The sequence below is a fragment of the Actinoalloteichus caeruleus DSM 43889 genome (genome assembly GCF_000429185.2).
Taxonomy (GTDB): Bacteria; Actinomycetota; Actinomycetes; order Mycobacteriales; family Pseudonocardiaceae; genus Actinoalloteichus_B; species Actinoalloteichus_B caeruleus.
On record NZ_AUBJ02000001.1, the window covers coordinates 5,656,987 to 5,675,776 of the forward strand.

General features: G+C 73.0%; 18 protein-coding genes and 1 pseudogene. 17 read left to right on the top strand and 2 right to left on the bottom strand.

All coding sequences use genetic code 11. From position 1 onward, the window contains the following. Positions 1-21: 21 nt before the first annotated feature. Positions 22-972, top strand: a complete 951-nt coding sequence (locus tag G443_RS23085) for a phosphatase domain-containing protein (RefSeq protein WP_245588898.1) — start codon at positions 22-24, stop codon at positions 970-972. Between the two features lie 34 nt (positions 973-1,006). Here G443_RS23085 and G443_RS23090 read toward each other — a convergent pair whose 3' ends face one another. After that, on the bottom strand, positions 1,007-2,686 hold the full coding sequence (locus tag G443_RS23090) for a helix-turn-helix domain-containing protein (protein WP_035292723.1): 1,680 nt from the start codon (positions 2,684-2,686) through the stop codon (positions 1,007-1,009). A gap of 472 nt (positions 2,687-3,158) precedes the next feature. Here G443_RS23090 and exaC point away from each other — a divergent pair, with 472 nt between their 5' ends. The 16 genes from exaC to G443_RS23170 all read left to right on the top strand — a co-directional run bounded on the left by exaC (position 3,159) and on the right by G443_RS23170 (position 17,794). Further along, positions 3,159-4,682, top strand: a complete 1,524-nt coding sequence (gene exaC / locus G443_RS23095) for an acetaldehyde dehydrogenase ExaC (RefSeq protein WP_026419905.1) — start codon at positions 3,159-3,161, stop codon at positions 4,680-4,682. 86 nt (positions 4,683-4,768) lie between these two features. Beyond that, positions 4,769-5,173, top strand: coding sequence for a DUF779 domain-containing protein (locus tag G443_RS23100; protein ID WP_155886237.1), 405 nt, complete (start codon positions 4,769-4,771; stop codon positions 5,171-5,173). 105 nt (positions 5,174-5,278) lie between these two features. Next, positions 5,279-6,868 carry a signal recognition particle protein gene (ffh, locus tag G443_RS23105; protein ID WP_026419907.1) on the top strand — a complete coding sequence of 530 codons (1,590 nt, stop codon included), beginning with the start codon at positions 5,279-5,281 and terminating at the stop codon, positions 6,866-6,868. Between the two features lie 4 nt (positions 6,869-6,872). Further along, complete coding sequence (locus tag G443_RS23110) at positions 6,873-7,964, top strand: amidohydrolase family protein (protein WP_245588899.1); 1,092 nt, start codon at positions 6,873-6,875, stop codon at positions 7,962-7,964. A 407-nt stretch (positions 7,965-8,371) separates the two neighbouring features. Further along, the gene (locus G443_RS23115) at positions 8,372-9,151 is read left to right on the top strand and encodes a CPBP family intramembrane glutamic endopeptidase (RefSeq protein WP_051314208.1); all 780 of its coding nucleotides are present in this window, start codon (positions 8,372-8,374) and stop codon (positions 9,149-9,151) included. 369 nt (positions 9,152-9,520) lie between these two features. Continuing rightward, positions 9,521-10,195, top strand: coding sequence for a CPBP family intramembrane glutamic endopeptidase (locus G443_RS23120; protein WP_253860276.1), 675 nt, complete (start codon positions 9,521-9,523; stop codon positions 10,193-10,195). Between the two features lie 246 nt (positions 10,196-10,441). After that, entirely contained in the window at positions 10,442-10,894 is a 453-nt protein-coding gene (gene rpsP, locus G443_RS23125; RefSeq protein ID WP_026419911.1) for a 30S ribosomal protein S16, read from the top strand. Further along, complete coding sequence (locus G443_RS23130; RefSeq protein ID WP_016696794.1) at positions 10,891-11,130, top strand: RNA-binding protein; 240 nt, start codon at positions 10,891-10,893, stop codon at positions 11,128-11,130. The genes rpsP and G443_RS23130 overlap by 4 nt, the downstream gene beginning before the upstream one ends. A gap of 13 nt (positions 11,131-11,143) precedes the next feature. Then, on the top strand, positions 11,144-11,692 hold the full coding sequence (gene rimM / locus G443_RS23135) for a ribosome maturation factor RimM (protein WP_081715607.1): 549 nt from the start codon (positions 11,144-11,146) through the stop codon (positions 11,690-11,692). A 174-nt stretch (positions 11,693-11,866) separates the two neighbouring features. Continuing rightward, positions 11,867-12,685 carry a tRNA (guanosine(37)-N1)-methyltransferase TrmD gene (gene trmD, locus G443_RS23140; RefSeq protein ID WP_026419913.1) on the top strand — a complete coding sequence of 273 codons (819 nt, stop codon included), beginning with the start codon at positions 11,867-11,869 and terminating at the stop codon, positions 12,683-12,685. Positions 12,686-12,848: 163 nt separating this feature from the next. Beyond that, complete coding sequence (gene rplS / locus G443_RS23145) at positions 12,849-13,208, top strand: 50S ribosomal protein L19 (protein ID WP_016696791.1); 360 nt, start codon at positions 12,849-12,851, stop codon at positions 13,206-13,208. 46 nt (positions 13,209-13,254) lie between these two features. Further along, entirely contained in the window at positions 13,255-14,223 is a 969-nt protein-coding gene (gene lepB, locus G443_RS23150; RefSeq protein ID WP_026419914.1) for a signal peptidase I, read from the top strand. A gap of 14 nt (positions 14,224-14,237) precedes the next feature. Continuing rightward, complete coding sequence (locus G443_RS23155; RefSeq protein WP_051314209.1) at positions 14,238-14,972, top strand: ribonuclease HII; 735 nt, start codon at positions 14,238-14,240, stop codon at positions 14,970-14,972. 86 nt (positions 14,973-15,058) lie between these two features. Then, on the top strand, positions 15,059-15,385 hold the full coding sequence (locus G443_RS23160) for a DUF2469 domain-containing protein (protein WP_016696788.1): 327 nt from the start codon (positions 15,059-15,061) through the stop codon (positions 15,383-15,385). A gap of 500 nt (positions 15,386-15,885) precedes the next feature. Beyond that, positions 15,886-16,830 (top strand): tyrosine recombinase XerC, encoded by a 945-nt coding sequence (locus G443_RS23165; protein ID WP_051314210.1) that lies wholly within the window; start codon positions 15,886-15,888, stop codon positions 16,828-16,830. Then, on the top strand, positions 16,805-17,794 hold the full coding sequence (locus tag G443_RS23170; RefSeq protein WP_026419916.1) for a FliA/WhiG family RNA polymerase sigma factor: 990 nt from the start codon (positions 16,805-16,807) through the stop codon (positions 17,792-17,794). The genes G443_RS23165 and G443_RS23170 overlap by 26 nt, the downstream gene beginning before the upstream one ends. 114 nt (positions 17,795-17,908) lie before the next feature. Here the strand turns inward: G443_RS23170 and G443_RS25625 are convergent. Further along, positions 17,909-18,490 (bottom strand): annotated as a pseudogene (locus tag G443_RS25625) (M23 family metallopeptidase); the annotation flags it as partial. Positions 18,491-18,790 lie beyond the last annotated feature (300 nt).

The window sequence follows — 18,790 nt, forward strand, 5'->3', positions numbered from 1 at the left end:
GAGCGGTCTACCGTGGCTCCGGTGCGCCGTGGCCAGACAGGAGGGTTCGACGAGGTGACCGCGCTGATCGCCACCCGTGGCCTCCCCGGGTCGGGAAAGACCACCTGGGCGAAGCGGTACGTCGCGAAGTCCGGTGATCGAGCCGTGCGAGTCAACCGGGACGACCTGCGCGTGATGCTGCACGGCGCCGCGTCGCACCGGGGTGCGACCGAGCGGCAGGTGACCGCCGCGCAGCACGCGCTGATCCGCGCCCAGCTCGACCTCGGGGTGACCGTCGTCGTCGACGACACCAACCTCCGCGCCCGCTACCTGCGGGAACTACGGGACCTCGCCCGGCGGTCGGGCGCCGACTTCGAGGTGCGGGACTTCACCTCGGTGCCCTTGGAGGACTGCGTGGCGCGGGACGCCGCCCGGGAGGAACCGGTCGGGGAAGGGGTGATCCGCGATCTGTGGCGGCGCTACCTCGCCGGCCGCGAGCTGCCGTTGCCGGTGCCCCCGGCGTCCGAACCGGAGCGCGGGCAGGAGACGACCGGCAGGCCCTACCACCCCCGCCGCGACCTGCCCGCCGCCGTGATGTGCGACCTCGACGGCACGGTGGCCCTGGTGGGCGACCGTTCCCCCTACGACGAGTCACGGGTGGAGTCCGACCAGCCCAACCCGGCCGTCATCGCCGCCCTGCGGGGCATGCACGCCACCGGGCACCGCGTCCTGTTCTGCTCCGGGCGGACCAGCGGGAGCCGGGGGGCCACCGAACGGTGGCTGGCCCGGCACGTGGACGTGCCCCACGACCTGCTGCTGATGCGGGAACCCGGTGACCGGCGGAAGGACGCCGTGGTGAAGCTGGAGATGTTCGACCGGGAGATCAGGGACCACTACCGGGTCGTCTTCGTGCTCGACGACCGCGACCAGGTGGTGCGGCTGTGGCGCGGCCTCGGCCTGACCGTCATGCAGGTGGCTGAGGGCGACTTCTGAGGGGCATCCGCCGGCCCCGCCCCCATCTCGGCGGTCACCCGGTGCGCAGCGTGGCCTCGGCCAGCGCGCGCCGTGGGTCCTGGGCGGGCAGCACCTCCACGAGGCGTTCCAGCACGGTCGAGTCGGGCACGGCGCACCGTCGGTGGAACCGCAGCAGCACCGCCGGGTCGCCGTCCCGCAGCACCCCCGCCCGCACCGAGGCGTGCAGCACCTCCCGCTCCGCCCGCACCAGGGGTGCCTCCGAGGCGACCAGCAGTTCACCGGTGTAGGCGGCGACGGCGTCGCCGGTCCGGCCGTCGTCGAGCGCGGACCGCACCGCCTCGACGTCCGAGCGGACCGCCGGGGACAACCGGTAGGGACGGGCGGTGAGCACCTGCGGGGTCAGCCGCCGTCGAAGCCGGTGCAGTTCGGCCCGGACCGTCACCGGGCTGCCGTGCTCGCCATGCACGTGCAGCGCCAGTTCGCTGGCGGTCAGGCCGCCCCGGTGCAGGATGAGGGCGAGCAGCAGCTCGCAGTGCCGGACCGAGAGCCGGACCTCCCGGCCGTCGACCACCGCCGAGGGTGTCGTGCCGAGCAGCCGCAGCAGGGAGACCCCGCGCGGTGGGGAGGCGGACCCGCCAGGGCCGGGGGGACCCGGCGGCAGCGGGCTGGTGGCCGGCACCGCGGGTTCCTCCTCCGCCCCGCCGCCGACGGCCAGGCTCCGGTCGCGGCCGGCGGGACGGGCCGGCCGTGCGCCCCGGGCCGGCCTCGCGGAGCGACCGCGCTGGTGGGGGCGCGTGCTCAGCCGGAGCAGGTGGCAGCCGTCGTCCAGCGGTTCCCACGACGCCGCCCCCGGCCCGAGGCCCGGTACGGTGCCGTCGTCGATCCGCCAGCCACACCGCCGCCCGGCGCCGTCCACCACCGGGACCACCCTGGCCGGTACCCAGCCCGGCAGCCCGTCACCCACCACCCGGCCGGTCGGGGTGACCACCGCCCGCAACTCGCCGGGGCGGCGGCGCAACACCGAACCGTGGCGGTGCCGGAGCCAGGAGTCCCGCTCGCGCATCCGCTCCGCCAGCCGTGCCTGGGCCAGTTCCACGGCGGCCCTGACGAGCGCGGCCGTCGCCGGGTGCGCGGAGGACAGCGGCCCCGTGACATCGACGCTCCCGACGATCGCGCCGCTGTCCGGGTCGCGGACCGGGCTCGCCGCGCAGGTCCACGGGTGGTAGGTGCGCACCAGGTGTTCGGCGGAGTGGATGCGCACCGCGCGCCGGACGGCCAGCGCGGTGCCCATCGCGTTGGTGCCCATCGCGTCCTCGCTCCAGCAGGTGCCCTCCCGCAGTCCGACCCGGTCCGCGCGGTGGCACAGGTCCCGATGTCCCTCCCGCCAGAGGATGTGGCCCTCCGCGTCGGTGACGATCATCAGGTGCACGGCCTCGTCGGCGATCCCGACCAGCAGCTCCCGCAGTTCCGGGAGCACCGCGGCCAGCGGGTGGGCGGATCGGCGCGCGGCCAGCTCAGCCCGGTCGAACCCGATCTCGGGAACAGGGGAGTCGGGGCGCACCTCGGCGGCCAGCGACCGCTGCCAGGACTCCCAGACCAGCGGGCGTGGCCGGCGTGCGAGGTCCCCGCCCAACACGGCCTCATGGGTGGCGCGCAGCTGGTGCTCGGACCGTTCCTCGGCGGGGGCGGCGACCGGCCGCCACGGCGCGGACCGTGGGAACTCCGCTGCCATCTGACCTCCGGGGGCGACGTGCTCGGGGGAGGAGACGCGCGACCCGCACCGCGCCAACCCCGGCGCGCCCGCACCGGAATCCTCGGTCCCCTGGGCCGCGCACCACAATCGGCTTCACCTGTTCGGGGGATGTGGTCGGCGCGCGGGGCGCGGGCCCCAGCTCACCGCGAGCCCACCGCGCGCCACCCCTGCACCGCGCGGGCCCGGCCCGTCGAGCGCGCTGACCAGGCAGGACGGCGCACCCACGCCCGGCCTGGACGAACCCGGCCGTCCACCTCGGCGAACCGACCAGCCCCTGTCGCCGGGGCCCGCCGCCGAGCCGGCGCAACGTCGACGCAACCCCGCCCGACCTACGGTGCACGCCCGAACCCGGCCGGCGCCCACCGCCGCACCACGGGCGCTCCCCGAGGTGCCTCGCCCGGCGGCGCGCCCCGGGAGTCGTGGGACACCACCGCACCAACGGAGGTAGGTCATGACCCAGTACGCGGCACCGGGAAGCCCCGGCGCCATCGTCGAGTACCGCTCCCGTTACGACCACTTCATCGGGGGCGAGTACGTCCCGCCCGCCGGCGGCGAGTACTTCGAAAACCCCACGCCGGTCACCGGCCAGGTGTTCACCGAGATCGCCAGGGGCACCGCGGCCGACGTCGAACGTGCCCTCGACGCCGCGTGGGCCGCCGCGCCCGCCTGGGGGAGGACCTCCGTGGCGGAACGCTCCGGGGTCCTGCTGGCGATCGCCGACCGGATCGAGCGGAACCTGGAACGGCTGGCCGTCGCCGAGAGCTGGGAGAACGGCAAACCCGTCCGGGAGACCCTCGCCGCGGACCTCCCGTTGGCCGTCGACCACTTCCGCTACTTCGCCGGCGCGCTGCGCGCCCAGGAGGGCGGTATCTCCCAGCTCGACGAGGACACCGTCGCCTACCACTTCCACGAACCGCTCGGCGTCGTCGGTCAGATCATCCCGTGGAACTTCCCCCTGTTGATGGCCACCTGGAAGGTGGCGCCCGCGCTGGCGGCGGGCAACGCGGTGGTGCTCAAACCCGCCGAGCAGACCCCGGCCTCGATCCACCTGCTCGTGGAACTCATCGCGGACCTGGTGCCACCCGGGGTGCTCAACGTGGTCAACGGGTTCGGGGTGGAGGCGGGCAAGCCGTTGGCCTCCAACAGCCGCATCCGCAAGATCGCCTTCACCGGGGAGACCACCACCGGCCGGCTCATCCTCCAGTACGCGAGCGAGAACATCATCCCCGCCACCGTGGAACTGGGAGGGAAGAGCCCGAACATCTTCTTCGCCGACGTCGCGGCGGCCAGGGACTCCTACTACGACAAGGCGTTGGAGGGCTTCACCATGTTCGCCCTCAACCAGGGCGAGGTGTGCACGTGCCCGTCACGTGCCCTGGTCCAGGAGGACATCTACGAGGAGTTCGTGGCCGACGGGCTGGCCAGGGCCCGGGGTCTGCGGCAGGGGCACCCGCTGGACACCACGACCCAGGTCGGGGCCCAGGCCAGCAACGACCAGCTGGAGAAGATCCTCTCCTACGTCGACATCGGCCGGCAGGAGGGCGCGGAGGTCCTCCTGGGCGGCGACCGCGTCGACCTCGGCGGCGAACTCTCCGGCGGCTACTACGTCCAGCCCACGGTGTTCGCCGGGCACAACCGGCAGCGCATCTTCCAGGAGGAGATCTTCGGTCCCGTCCTGTCGGTCACCCGGTTCGCCGACTACCAGGAGGCGATCTCGGTGGCCAACGACACCCTCTACGGGCTGGGAGCGGGTGTCTGGGCGCGCAACGGGACCACCGCCTACCGGGCGGGTCGGGACATCCAGGCCGGCCGGGTGTGGGTCAACAACTACCACGCCTACCCCGCCCACGCCGCGTTCGGCGGTTACAAGCAGTCCGGGATCGGACGCGAGACCCACAAGGTCCAGCTGGAGCACTACCAGCAGACCAAGAACCTGCTGGTCAGCTACGGTGAACATCCGCAGGGGCTGTTCTGATGGTGGAGCCGGACCCCGCTTGCGAGCGGGACGCCGCCCCGGAGCGGGACGGCGTTCCCGGGGCGGACCGGGCCCCGGCGTCGCGGGTGGCGGCCACGCCCGCCGCCGCCGACCTGCTCGCCCGGCTCCGCACCCGGCACGGGCCGCTGATGTTCCACCAGTCCGGCGGCTGCTGCGACGGGAGCTCGCCCATGTGCTACCCCGACGGCGAGTTCCGGGTGGGCGCCTCCGACCGCCACCTCGGTGACCTCGACATCCCCGGAGTGGCCGAACCGGTACCGGTGTGGATGTCCGGCGCCCAGTTCGAGTACTGGCGGCACACCCACCTCACCATCGACGTCGTCGCCGGGCGGGGCAGCGGGTTCTCCCTGGAAGCCCCCGACGGAGTGCGCTTCCTGCTCCGGTCCCGGCTGCTGAGCGACGCCGAGCTCCACGAACTGGAACTCCGGGAACGGGAGGAGGGGGAGGGGCCGACACCACCCCACCCGTGACGCGCCTCGTCAGGAGCGGGTAGCCGCGCCCACCCCGGGCGCGGCTACCCTCGCACGTGCAAGGCCACACCGTTGGCCCCCGACGAGTCCTGGAGACGCCACCCCGTGTTCGACACACTCTCCGATCGGCTCACCTCGGTCCTGAAGAACCTTCGAGGCAAGGGCCGGTTGTCCGACGCCGACATCGACGCCACCTGCCGCGAGATCAGGATCGCGCTGCTCGAGGCGGACGTCGCGCTCCCGGTCGTCCGGACCTTCATCGCCAAGGTGAAGGAGCGCGCGAAGGGCGCGGAGGTCTCCCAGGCGCTCAACCCCGCCCAGCAGGTCATCAAGATCGTCAACGAGGAACTCGTCGGCATCCTGGGCGGTGAGACGCGCCGGATCCACCTCGCGAAGAACCCGCCCACCGTCATCCTGCTCGCCGGCCTCCAGGGTGCGGGCAAGACGACGCTGGCCGGCAAGCTCGCCAAGTGGCTCCGAGGCCAGGGGCACACCCCACTGCTGGTGGCCTGCGACCTCCAACGCCCCAACGCCGTCACCCAGCTCCAGGTCGTCGGGGAACGGGCCGGCGTCACCGTGTTCGCCCCCGAGCCGGGCAACGGGGTCGGCGATCCCGTCGAGGTCGCCAGGCGGAGCATCACCGAGGCCCAGCGGGCCCAACACGACGTCGTCCTCGTGGACACCGCCGGGCGCCTCGGCGTGGACGAGGAGCTGATGCGGCAGGCCGCCGACATCCGGGACGCGGTGAAACCCGACGAGATCCTCTTCGTCCTCGACGCCATGATCGGCCAGGACGCGGTCACCACCGCCCAGGCGTTCCGCGACGGCGTCGGTTTCACCGGTGTGGTCCTCACCAAGCTCGACGGCGACGCCCGGGGTGGCGCGGCCCTGTCCGTCCGGGAGGTGACCGGGCAGCCGATCCTCTTCGCCTCCAACGGCGAGAAGCTGGAGGACTTCGACGTCTTCCACCCGGACCGGATGGCCAGCCGCATCCTGGGCATGGGCGACATGCTCAGCCTGATCGAGCAGGCCGAGCAGGCCTTCGACGCCGAGCAGGCCGAACAGGCCGCGCACAAGATCGGCGCCGGGGACCTCACCCTGGAGGACTTCCTCGAGCAGATGCTGGCCGTCCGCAAGATGGGCCCGCTGGCGAACCTGCTCGGCATGCTGCCCGGCGCCGGGCAGATGAAGGACCAGCTCGCGCAGTTCGACGAGAAGCAGCTGGACCGCGTCCAGGCGATCATCCGGGGCATGACGCCGGACGAGCGGGCCGACCCCAAGATCATCAACGGCTCGCGGCGCGCCAGGATCGCCAAGGGGTCCGGAGTCGCGGTCAGCGACGTCAACGACCTCGTCACCCGCTTCTTCGACGCCCGCAAGATGATGCAGCAGATGGCCGGTCGCTTCGGGATGCCCGGTGCCGGCGGGGGCAACCGCAAGGGCAAGAAGGGGAAGAAGGGCAAGAAGGGCAAGGGCCGCGGCCCCACCCCGCCCCGGATGCCCGCCGGGATGCCCGGATTCCCCGGCCTCCCGCCCGGAGGAATGCCCGGCGGTATGCCCGGCGGTCCCGGAGCCTTCGGCGGTGGCGGTCAGGTGCCGCCCGGCCTCGCCGGCATGGACCAGCTGCCCGCCGACTTCGACCCCAACCGCCTGACCTTCGGCGGAACCAAGAGCGGCAAGAAAAAGAAGAAGTGATCCAGTGGGGACCGCGCTGCACCTGAGCGGAGTGGTGCTGCCCGAGGGCGAGCACCGCGACCTGTGGATCGTCGACGGCCGGGTGAGCACCGCACCCGTGCCCGGCGCCGAGACCATCGCCAGCGGGGCCTACGTGGTCCCCGGCCTGGTCGACGCCCACTGCCACGTCGGGATCGGCCTCGGGGCCCGTCCGGCCGACCCCGACGAGGCCGTCGACCAGGCGCGCGCCGACCGTGACGCCGGCGTCCTGCTGATCCGCGACTGCGGGGTGCCGATCGACACCGGTCACCTGCGCGGGCGGGAGGACCTCCCCCGCATCCTCCGCGCCGGCCGGCACATCGGCCGGCCCAAGCGGTACCTGCCGGGGCTGGGAGTCGACCTCGACGACCCGTCCCTGCTGCCGAAGGCCGTCGCCGAACAGGTCGAGGCCGGCGACGGCTGGGTGAAGCTGGTCGGGGACTGGATCGACCGTTCGGCCGGCGGGGCCGCCGCCGACCTGGCGCCCCTGTGGCCCGACGACGTCCTCACCGAGGCGATCGCCGTGGCCCACGACGCGGGCGCCCGGGTCACCGCCCACGTGTTCGGGGAGGACGCCCTGCCCGGGCTGCTCAACGCGGGGATCGACTGCGTCGAGCACGGCACCGGCCTGACCGACGACACGATCGACCTGATGGCCCGCCGCGGGGTCGCCCTCGTGCCCACCCTGATCAACATCGAGAACTTCCCCTCCATCGCCGACACGGCGGTGCGCTACCCGCGGTACGCGGCGCACATGCGCGACCTCCACGCCCGGGTGGACGCCACCATCGGCGCGGCCGTCGAGGCCGGGGTCCCGGTCTACGCGGGTACCGACGCCGGCGGCGGCATCGTCCACGGCCGGATCGTCGACGAGATCGAGTCGCTGCACCGGGTGGGCATGAGCCGGGAGCGGGCGCTGTCCGCCGCGTGCTGGCGGGCCCGCGAGTGGCTGGGCCACCCCAACCTGGAGGACGGGGCTCCGGCGGACCTCGTCGTGTACCGGAACGACCCTCGCCGCGATCTGACGGCGCTGCGCGACCCGGCCCGCATAGTGTTGCGGGGGCGCGTCGTGCGGTGAGCCGCCGAACCGGCTGCCCGCCACGTCGCCCGCACCAGGAGCACGCCCGCGTCGGGGCGCCGTCGAGACGTCGAAGGGAAACACGTGGAAGAGCGGGAGCCGGGGTCGGCCACACCGGACGAGCCAGCGCACCGGCCTCCGGACCGGTCCGGGGACGCGGAGCGGACGCCGCCGACCGGCCTGCCCCAGCCCGGCACCGGTGCCCCCGGCAGCCGGCCGCCCGCGCCCCCGCACTCCGCCGGGGCCTCTCCCAGCGCTCCCGTCCCACCCGGGCCGGGGACCCACCCGGGCCAGCCGGCCGGGTCCCCGCCCGCACCGAACCCGTGGCAGGGCCCACCGGCCGCCCCGCCGGGTCCCCCGGGCCCGGCGCGTCCCCCACCGGGGGGTTCCTGAACCAGTACCAGCCGATGGGGTCGGTGCAGGACGGCCGCGATCCCGGCCTGCACGACCGCTACTGGGAGGCGCAGCTGGAGGCGGGCGCCCGGAACAGCCTCCACTGGGGATTCCTGGCGTTCTTCGTCGGCTGGGCCGCCTACTACCTGGTGGCCGGGTTGATCGGGGCCATCCTCGCCGGGCAGTTCCAGGAGTTCGACCCGCTGGCCCCGCCACCGATGGGGCCGCTGCTGCTCGTCTCGCTCATCCCCAACCTCTTCCTCGGGCTCGGCCCGGCCGTGCTGTCCTGGTGGAAGGGCCAGGGGCTGCGTCGCGACTTCGGCATCGTGCCCAAACGCCGCGACTGGAAGGTCGGGCTGCTCTCCGGGGGCATCGGCCTGGTCGCCGCCTTCGTGATGGCGATCCTGCTGATGTCGGGATCGCTGGACGAGAACGGCGAGTCCTCCGGGATCAACAGCCTCGGCCAGCTCGCCCAGGGGCAGGCGATCTGGATCCTGCTGTTCTCGCTGTTCGTCTTCATCGGCGCGCCGCTCACGGAGGAACTGCTCGTGCGCGGCGCGTTGTGGGGCGCCTTGGAGCAGTACCGGGTACCCCGGTACGCCATCCTGCTGCTCACGACCTTCGTGTTCGCGTTGATCCACGAGGAACCGGAGCGCACCCCGGTGCTGCTCGTCGGTGGGCTGGCCATCGGCATCGCGCGGATGATCACCGGCCGGGTCGCGGCCGCGATCATCGCGCACGCCACCTACAACCTGCTGCCGGCCGTCGTCTTCTACGCGCAGTTCAGCGGCTGAGGACCCGCCGGCACTACCCAGCGTGGCTGGCGTGATCACACCACGAGACCACGGCCCCGCCCTGTTCGGCGTGCCGCGATCACGACGAGTGCGGCTAATCTCGGTGGGACGGGGAAGCGGAGTGGGGAGATCACAACGTGAACCAGGTCGACGGTGGCGAGGAACCTCGCCGCGCAACGCCCGGCCCGCCCGGGCACGGGACGGCTGAGCCCGACGAGACCGTGACCGACATCCCCGGCGAGGAACGGGCGACCAGGACCGCCGGCCCGGGGCCGAGGCCCGGCGGGACGGGGACCGCCCACCGCCGAACCCCGGCCCGACCCCGGCGCCGACGGGGCGCCGGTCCGCACCCACCGCTGGGGACTGGGTGTGTTCTTCCTCGCCCAACTGGTGTTCCTGCTCTCCTCGGTCTTCCTGGTCGCCCCGTTGGGACCGATGGACCCGGACTCCTCCCTCCGGGAGACGGTGCTCATCGTGGGGCTGGTCCTGCCCACCCTGCTCGCGGCCGGGGTGGTGCTGGCCGCGACCCGTCTGCGGGGCAACGGCCCCCGGCGCGACCTCGGGCTCGAGTGGTCGTGGGCGGACGTCCGCACCGGCCTCAAGTACGGGGCGTTGTGCATGGGGCTGGCCTACGTGGGGGCGATGTTCTGGTCCCAGTGGGTGGGGGAGGAGAACGCGAACTCCGCGGTGGGATCGCTGGTCGAGGGGCTCCAGCTGTCCCCCGGCCTGGCGGTCCTGCTGTTCCTCCACGTCTTCCTCATCGCACCGACCTGCGAGGAACTGATCTTCCGAGGCGCGCTGTGGGGAGCCATGGAGCGGCTCAGGTGGAGCAGGTGGACCGTGTTCGTCTCCAGCACGGCGATCTTCGCGGTGGCCCACCTCGAGCCGGAGCGCACCCCGCTGCTGCTGCTCATCGGCATCCCGATCGCGCTCGCCCGCCTGTACACGGGACGACTGCTGGCCAGCATCGTCGCCCACCAGATGAACAACCTGCTCGGCGCGGTGGGGCTGCTGCTGATGGCCCTCGGGGTGATCCCCCCGTGACGCACCGCGCGGACGTGGCTCCCCCGGGGCGGTCGGCGGCGCTCCGGCACGACCCCGTCCCGGTGGCTTCCGAGGTCAGTTCGGCTCGCGGGGGACCATCTGGCAGAATGGCTCGCTGTCCGTCGCTGTCGGGCCCTCTCACCGTGCAGCGGCTACCCATGACGTCCGAGCGCTCGGACCCGTCGCCCCACTCGGGCCACGGGCGCTCATCCATGAGCAGACGAGAGCTTGAGGAGCAACTCACCCGTGGCCGTCAAGATCAAGTTGATGCGGCTCGGCAAGATCCGCGCCCCGCACTACCGGATCGTCGTCGCCGACGCCAGGACCCGCCGTGATGGCAAGGCCATCGAGACGATCGGCAAGTACCACCCCACCCGCGAGCCCAGCTTCATCGAGGTGGACTCCGAGCGTGCCCAGTACTGGCTGGGTGTCGGCGCGCAGCCGACGGAGCCCGTGCAGCGGCTCCTGGAGCTGACCGGCGACTGGCAGAAGTTCAAGGGCCTCCCCGTCCCGGAGGGCGCCCTGAAGCAGGCCGAGCCCAAGCCGGACAAGCAGGCGCTGTTCAACGCCGCGCTGGCCGCCGCCGGTGAGGAGCCGGTGACCGAGGCCACGACGCCGAAGAAGAAGTCGACGAAGAAGAGCGACAAGGCCGACGCGTCCGAGGCCGAGGGCGAGAAGAACGAGGGCGGCCAGGAGTGAGTGTCCTGGCGGACGCCCTGGAGCATCTCGTCAGGGGCATCGTGGCGAACCCGGACGATGTCCGGGTCCAGCTCATCACCACCCGGCGGGGACGCACCCTCGAGGTGCACGTGCATCCCGACGACCTGGGCAAGGTCATCGGCCGTGGTGGTCGCACCGCGACCGCCCTGCGGACCGTGATGGCCGGCATCGGTGGCCGCGGTCTGCGGGTCGACGTGGTCGACACCGACAGGTGAGCGTGGTGTGGCAGTGGTGAACACCGCCAGGCCAGGGGAGTCCGCCCTCCTCGTTGGCCGGGTCGTCCGCCCGCACGGTGTCCGTGGGGAGCTGGTCGTCGAGGTCCGGACCGACTCCCCCGAGGAGCGGTTCGCCGTCGGCACCACGCTCGACGGTCGCCTGCGGGACGGCAGCACCCGGACCTTCACGGTGACAGCCGCCCGGAACCATTCCGGGCGGCTGCTGCTCACCCTCGACGGTGTCGTGGGGCGCGACGCGGCGGAGGAGCTGCGCGGCACCCTGCTCACCGTGGACCGCGCGGCGCTGCCCCCGACCGGCGATCCGGACGAGTACTACGACCACCAGTTGGAGGGTCTGCGGGCCGAGCTCCCCGACGGCAGCGAGATCGGTCAGGTCGTCGAGGTGGTCCACGGCGCCGGCGCCGACCTCCTCTCGATCCGAGCCCCGGAGCGGGCCGACCGCGTCCTCGTCCCCTTCGTGCGGGCGATCGTGCCCGAGGTCCACCTCGACGAGGGGCGGTTGGTCGTCGACCCGCCCGAGGGGCTGCTCGACGAGACCTGAGGGCCCGCCGTGCCGCGAGCCGTGGCCGCCGCCGTGCCGGGGGTGGGTGCGCGTCCTCGCGGTTCGGCGTCCGATCCTCGCGGTTCGGCTCCGAGGCGCCGCTCCTCCCGGTCGCCCGGGTCGATCCCGTCCCCGATGACCGCATCCACCCCCGTGAACGTTCAGGGAGCGCCGTTGCGCATCGACGTGATCACCATCTTCCCCGAGTACCTGGCGCCACTGCGCGCGGCACTGCTCGGCAAGGCCGTCGACCGCGGCCTGGTGGAGATCGGCGTGCACGACCTCAGGTCCTGGACGCACGACGTGCACCGCACCGTGGACGACAGCCCGTACGGTGGCGGGCCGGGCATGGTGATGAAGCCCGACGTGTGGGGCGAGGCCCTTGACGCGGTCTGCCCGGCCCCGGACCCCGAGGACGCCGGGGGCAGGGCTCCTGTCCTGGTGGTCCCCACCCCGGCGGGACGCCGGTTCGACCAGGCCCTCGCCCGCGAGCTGGCCGAGGAACCGAGGCTGGTCTTCGCCTGCGGGCGGTACGAGGGGATCGACCAGCGGGTGGTCGACGAGGCCGAGGGGCGGATGCGCGTCCTGGAGGTCTCCATCGGTGACTACGTGCTGGTGGGCGGGGAGGTCGCCACCCTGGTCATGGTCGAGGCGGTGGCACGGCTGATCCCCGGCGTGCTGGGCAACCCCGTCTCGGCGTCGGAGGACTCCTTCTCGGACGGCCTGCTGGAGGGCCCCTGCTACACCCGTCCCGAGGTGTGGCGGGGCAGGGCGGTGCCCGACGTCCTGCGCTCCGGCAACCACGCGGCGGTGGACCGGTGGCGGCGGGACCGGGCGCTGGAGCGCACCCTCCGTCGTCGACCGGACCTGCTCGACGCCCTGCCGCCGGAGGAGCTCTCCCGTGCCGACCGCGCGTTCCTCGCCGGGCTGGAGGAAGGGTCTCCGCAGGTCGGGGCCGATGGTGGCGGCGCGGGAGCCGGCCCGATTTCCTGAGACGATCCCGCCCGTGGCACACTGGGTGGGTTGCTGCAACCGGCAGACCAGCCGGCGCGCACCACAGACCACTCCGACGGCGAGCCCAGGCTGTGCCGACAGCGCGCGGCCGCGCCCCGCGGAGAGACGAAAGACCCGAGTGAATGGTGAGGACGGACCACCGATGAACACCCTGGACGCTCTGGACGCTCAGTCGCTGCGTTCCGACATTCCCGCCTTCCGGCCGGGCGACACGCTGAAGGTTCACGTCCGCGTCATCGAGGGCTCTCGGGAGCGCGTGCAGGTGTTCCAGGGCGCCGTCATCCGGCGTCAGGGCGGCGGCATCCGCGAGACCTTCACCGTGCGTAAGGTCTCCTTCGGCGTCGGCGTCGAGCGGACCTTCCCGGTGCACTCCCCGAACATCGCCAAGATCGAGGTGGCGACCAGGGGTGACGTGCGGCGCGCCAAGCTGTACTACCTGCGTGAACTCCGCGGCAAGGCCGCCAAGATCAAGGAGAAGCGCGAAACGCCGACGGCCTCCTGAGTCCCTTGTGGATCACGTAGCGTAGTCTGAGGCGGTGGCGGACTTCGTGCCCTCGAACACACCCCAGGGCGATCCAGACCAGCCCAAGCCCGACCCAGCGCCTCGGCCCGGCTCCGAGCAGGGCCCGCCGTCCGACGGTGGGCGACATAGCTCGGAGCCGGTGAGCGACGAGGCCACCGCTGGCGAGGGCGCGGGCGGTGCGGGTGAGAAGGAGCAGAAGAAGGGCTCCTTCTGGCGCGAACTGGTCGTCCTGGTGGGCATCGCCGTGGTGCTGACCATCGTCATCCAGGCCTTCATCGCCCGGGTCTACGTGATCCCCTCGCAGTCGATGGAGGAGACCCTCCACGGCTGCAACGGCTGCACCAACGACCGGGTGCTGGTGGACAAGATGACCTACCGGTTCACCGACCCGAGCCCTGGCGACGTGGTGGTGTTCCGGGGGCCGGCGACGTGGACCGAGAACGAGATCCCTCCGCAGCGGTCCGACAACCCGGTGGTGAGCTTCTTCCAGTCCATCGGTGGGCTGGTGGGCATGGCGCCGCCGGACAACCGCGAGTTCGTCAAGCGGGTGATCGCGACCGGCGGGCAGACCGTCGAGTGCTGCGACGAGGAGAACCGCGTACTCGTCGACGGGGAACCGCTGGACGAGACCTACGTCTACTGGCAGCCGAACCGGGGTAACACCCAGGAGGCCTTCGGCCCGGTCACCGTGCCCGCCGACCACCTCTGGATGATGGGCGACAACCGCAACAACTCCCTGGACTCCCGAGTGCAGGGCGGCGGTGGTGAGCGGGGCTCGGTGCCCGTGGACGACGTGATCGGCAAAGCCCGGTTCATCGTGCTTCCCCCGCAGCGCTGGCAGGGCATCGGTGACGATGATCCGCAGCGGACGGGGCAGGCGCTGAGCGCGCCGGCCTGGCACGGCGCCATCCCCGCCGGGATCGGTCTCGCGGCCGCCTTCCCGACGTTGTGGATCGGACGGCGGCTGCTCTCGCTGCGTCGGCGGGACGACTGACGGCTGGGACTGGCATGGTGGACGCCGAACCAGGGTTACCGCGGCCGCCCAGGGCCGTGGTCCGGCGGAGTCTCGGCAACTGGGCGTTGCAGTCCGCGCTCGACCGGCGCGGGCTGGGCCCGGTGGCCGGGGTGGACGAGGCCGGTCGCGGGGCCTGCGCCGGCCCGCTGGTGATCGCGGCCTGCGTCCTCCGGCCCAGGGACTCGGAACGCCTGCCCGGGCTGACCGACTCCAAGCTCCTCACCGCCCTGGCCCGGGAACGGCTCTACGACCAGGTGGTCGACCGCGCGGTCGCGTTCTCGGTGGTGTCGGTGCCGGCGGAGCGGGTCGACGCGCTGGGGGTGCATGTCGCCAACCTCGAGGGCATGCGCCGGGCGGTGGCACGGCTTCCGGTGCATCCCGGGTACGTGCTCACCGACGGGTTCCGGGTGCCCGGCCTGACGGCGCCGAACCTCGCGGTGGTCAAGGGCGACCTGGTCGCCGCGTGCGTGGCGGCGGCCTCCGTGCTGGCCAAGGTGACCCGGGACCGGGCGATGGCCCGGATGGACCAGCGGTACCCCGGGTACGGTTTCGCCGTGCACAAGGGGTACTGCACGGCGGACCACGCCGAGGCCCTGAGGGAGTACGGTCCGTGCGCGGAGCACCGCTTCTCCTACTCCAACGTTCGGGAGGCTGCCGGTCACAGGGTGACGAGCAGTCGAACGTCGCCGGTCGGAGGGGGTGCGCCAGAGCCCGTGGCGATCAGCTGATGGTCGCCGCTCGTGTTGAGGAAGAGTGTCGTGGACAATGAGGCCCGCATCACCGGTGCTTCGGCGGTAGGGAGGGTTCGGACTCGATGAGTTCCGAGGATCTCGAGAAGTACGAGACCGAAATGGAGCTGCAGCTCTACCGGGAGTACCGCGACATCGTCGGTCAGTTCTCGTACGTGGTGGAGACGGAGCGGCGGTTCTACCTGGCCAACGCCGTGGACGTCCAGGTGCGCAACTCGGAGGGCGAGGTCTACTTCGAGGTGCGGATGTCCGACGCCTGGGTGTGGGACATGTACCGACCAGCCCGTTTCGTGAAGAACGTCCGGGTCATCACCTTCAAGGACGTCAACGTCGAGGAACTCGACAAGCCCGAGTTGCGGCTACCCGAGAACGGCCCCTTCTCCTCCGGCTGACGCGGCGCGTCGCCCGGTCGCGGCGTGGCGGGGCCCCGATCCCGGTTCGTCCGGACCGGACTGGGACGGCCAGCGGGACTCGGGTCGCCCCGGCCGAGGCGCGCGGGGACGCGAACGGAACCCCGTCCCACCGCCGGGCTGACGCCTCTGGTGAGGCCGGGGAGGGGAGCCGGTCCCCCGACCGGGACGCCCGGCCCGTCCCCTCCGGGGAGGAGCGGCCGGGGGAGGGGAGGCCGCGAGGCCACCCCCCGAGGCACCGGCGGCCAGGACGGGTGGCGCCCGTCGATCCCTCCCCGGCGACCGCGCGGGTCGGCTGGTCAGACCTCGGCCGACTTGGGAGGGTGGACCAGGTGCACCCCCACGATCCCCCGAGGTCCCCGTCGAGCCCAGCACCCGACGGGGCGGAAGCGCCACGACGGCCCGCCTCGGACCGGGGCGAGCGCGCTCCCCTTCCCCGCGGCGACGGTGGGGCGACCGCCCAGGCCGCACCCCGCCCAGCCGTGACCGGACAGGCGGAGGCCGTCTCCTCGACGACCGCCGAGCAACTGCTGGCCGACTACCGACGGCACCTGCGCGCCGAACGGAACCTGTCGGCCCACACGGTCCGCGCCTACCTGGGCGACCTGCGCGAGCTCCTCGCCCAGCTCCCCGGAGCCCCCGACGCCGTACCGCTCGACCCGCTCCCGCTCGACATCACCCTGCTGCGGGCCTGGCTGGCCACACGCCACGCCGAGGGGGCCAGCAGGAGCACCCTCGCGCGCCGCGCCGCCGCCGCCCGAGCCTTCACCGCCTGGGCCACCCGGCGAGGCCTCCTCCCCTCCGACCCCGGGCCTCGGTTGCGTGCTCCCCGCGTGCGGCGCGCGCTGCCCTCCGTCCTGCGCCCCGACCAGGCGGCGACGGCGCTTCGCGCGGCGGAGCGGGCCACCGCCGACGGCGACCCGGTGGCGCTGCGTGACCACGCCGTGGTCGAACTCCTGTACGCGACCGGGGTCCGGGTGGCAGAACTCTGCGCGCTGGACGTGGACGACGTGCGGCGTGCGGACCGCCTCCTGGTGGTGCGGGGCAAGGGCGACCGGGAACGCGCCGTGCCGTTCGGTGTCCCCGCCGAACGTGCGCTGGCGGCGTGGCTCGAACGAGGACGACCCAGCTTGACCAGGTCGGATTCGCCCCCAGCCGTCTTCCTCGGGGTGCGCGGCGGTCGACTCGGCGTCCGGGCGGCACGCACGATCGCGCACCAGACCGCCGCGGCGGCTCCCGGCGCTCCGGACGTGGGACCGCACGGATTCCGGCACTCGGCGGCCACCCACCTCCTCGAGGGCGGGGCTGACCTCCGCAGCGTACAGGAGTTGCTCGGTCACGCTACGCTCGCAACAACCCAGTTCTACACACACGTCACCGTCGAACGGCTAAAGGCAATCCATGACCGAACCCACCCCCGTTCCTGACGATGTTGGGGGAGGTTCCCGTACGGCCATCGCGCGTCACCAGCAGGAGCATGGCGCCACGGTCGGTGGCGACCGCGCCATCCGCTCAGCTCGGTCGGGGACTGCTCCAGCGACACCCTCACAGCCAGCCCAGCCCACCGCCGGGTCGTACCGCTCCCGCGTCACTCGGCGTGACGCCCCGTCCTCCGGTGATCCGCGCAGCGCCGACGACGTGGAAGCCGGCATCGTCGCGCTCTGGCGCTCCTACGGCGCGGCGCGGCAGCAGGCGCTCCGGGACAGACTGGTCCTGCACTACGCGCCCCTCGTGAAGTACGTCGCCGGCCGGGTCGGCACCGGACTGCCAGCCCACGTCGACGTCGCCGACCTGGTGCAGTCCGGGATCTTCGGCCTGGTCGACGCCATCGAGAAGTTCGAACCCGAACGTGGCCTGAAGTTCGAGACCTACGCGATGCAACGCATCCGGGGAGCCATCCTGGACGACCTGCGCGCCCAGGACTGGGTGCCCCGGTCGGTCCGCAGCAGGGCGAGGGACCTGGAACGAGCACAGGAACGCCTGGAGGCCCGGTTGCAACGCACCGCCTCCGACGGCGAACTGGCCCATGAGCTGGGTATCGGCGTCTCCGAGTTGCGGGACCTCTTCGCGCAGGTCCAGCTCACCAGCGTCGTCGCCCTCGACGAACTCATCGCCGCCGGGCGGGGGAGTGCCTCCCTTGCCGAGACCCTCCCCGACGAACGCGCCGAGGACCCGGTCGCGAACCTGATCGACGGGGACAGCCGCCGCCAGCTCGCGTCGGCCATCGCGCAGCTCACCGAGCGGGACCGGATCGTGGTCACCCTGTACTACTTCGAGAACCTCACCCTCGCCGAGATCGGACGGGTCCTGGGTGTCACCGAGTCCCGGGTCTGCCAACTGCACACCCGGGCCGTGCTGCGGCTGCGCACGAGGTTGACCGGCCAGTCCTGACCCCACTGTCGGGTGGGCGGTCCCGACCGGGCCGCCCACCACGGTCGGGGAGGACGCCTCCCAGGGCAGCAGCCGGGCACGTCGGCCGGGCAACAGGGTGAGCGGGTCGAGGTACTCCCCGTCGACGAGCGCTCCCCAGTGCAGGCAGGCCGCCGAGCAACCGGGGTGGGCGCCGTCGAGCCAGCCCAGCAGCGCGCCGCCCACGACGGGCTGTCCCACCCGGACGGCCGCGCGCACCGGTTCGTAGGTGGTGCGGAACCCACCGGCGTGGTCGACGGAGACCACGGGGCGGCCACCTACCGGGCCCGCGAAGAGCACCACACCGTCGGCGGCGGCCAGCACCGGTCCACCGGGGGGAGCGGCGAGGTCGACCCCTCGGTGGCCTGGCCCGTAGGGGGTCAGCGGCCTGCTGAACAGGCGGACCACCTCGGCTCCACCGACAGGCGAGTGGGTCACCCCCGGCGGGGTGATGCTCGCCCGGTCGGGCGGAGGGCCCGGTGCCCGGTGGGGGCCGGAGCCGGGCGACGCCGGTGTGGGTGGCCGCTCCCACCGCCACCCTGCCGGGGACGCCGTCGCGGGCTCCGCGGCCCAGCCGCGCGGCGTGGGCGTGGGCACCGACGCGGACACCGCCAGCGCGGGGACGGTGAGCAGGGCCAGGGCGCGGGTGAGGCCGGTGGGCCGACGGGTGCGGGTCATGTCCGGATCGTGCGCCGCCGGTGCCCCGGGCGACCAGCCACGCACCCGCGGGGTGTGGACAACTCGGCGCTGGGGATCGCCGAGGTTCCCAGCGCATCCCAGCCACCGGGGATCTTGCCGCAGGTCGTACACTGAGTGGTGCGGGCTGACACTGTGCGGTCCGACTTCGCGTGATCGCGCGCGTCGGCCGGGTTCTCCGGGCGGCACGGCATCCGGTGGTCCCGACCTCACCCTACGGGGTGGTCGGGCTCCGATGGCGGCGCGACACCAGGACAGCGGGCCAACCACCCGCTGTGACAA

What these genes read in the sequence shown, in the direction of transcription:
- G443_RS23090 (WP_035292723.1), bottom strand. Translation starts at nt 2,686, where the DNA reads ATGGCAGCGGAGTTCCCACGGTCCGCGCCGTGGCGGCCGGTCGCCGCC.
- exaC (WP_026419905.1), top strand. Translation starts at nt 3,159, where the DNA reads ATGACCCAGTACGCGGCACCGGGAAGCCCCGGCGCCATCGTCGAGTAC.
- G443_RS23115 (WP_051314208.1), top strand. Translation starts at nt 8,372, where the DNA reads ATGGGGTCGGTGCAGGACGGCCGCGATCCCGGCCTGCACGACCGCTAC.
- rplS (WP_016696791.1), top strand. Translation starts at nt 12,849, where the DNA reads ATGAACACCCTGGACGCTCTGGACGCTCAGTCGCTGCGTTCCGACATT.
- G443_RS23155 (WP_051314209.1), top strand. Translation starts at nt 14,238, where the DNA reads ATGGTGGACGCCGAACCAGGGTTACCGCGGCCGCCCAGGGCCGTGGTC.
- G443_RS23160 (WP_016696788.1), top strand. Translation starts at nt 15,059, where the DNA reads ATGAGTTCCGAGGATCTCGAGAAGTACGAGACCGAAATGGAGCTGCAG.
- G443_RS23170 (WP_026419916.1), top strand. Translation starts at nt 16,805, where the DNA reads ATGACCGAACCCACCCCCGTTCCTGACGATGTTGGGGGAGGTTCCCGT.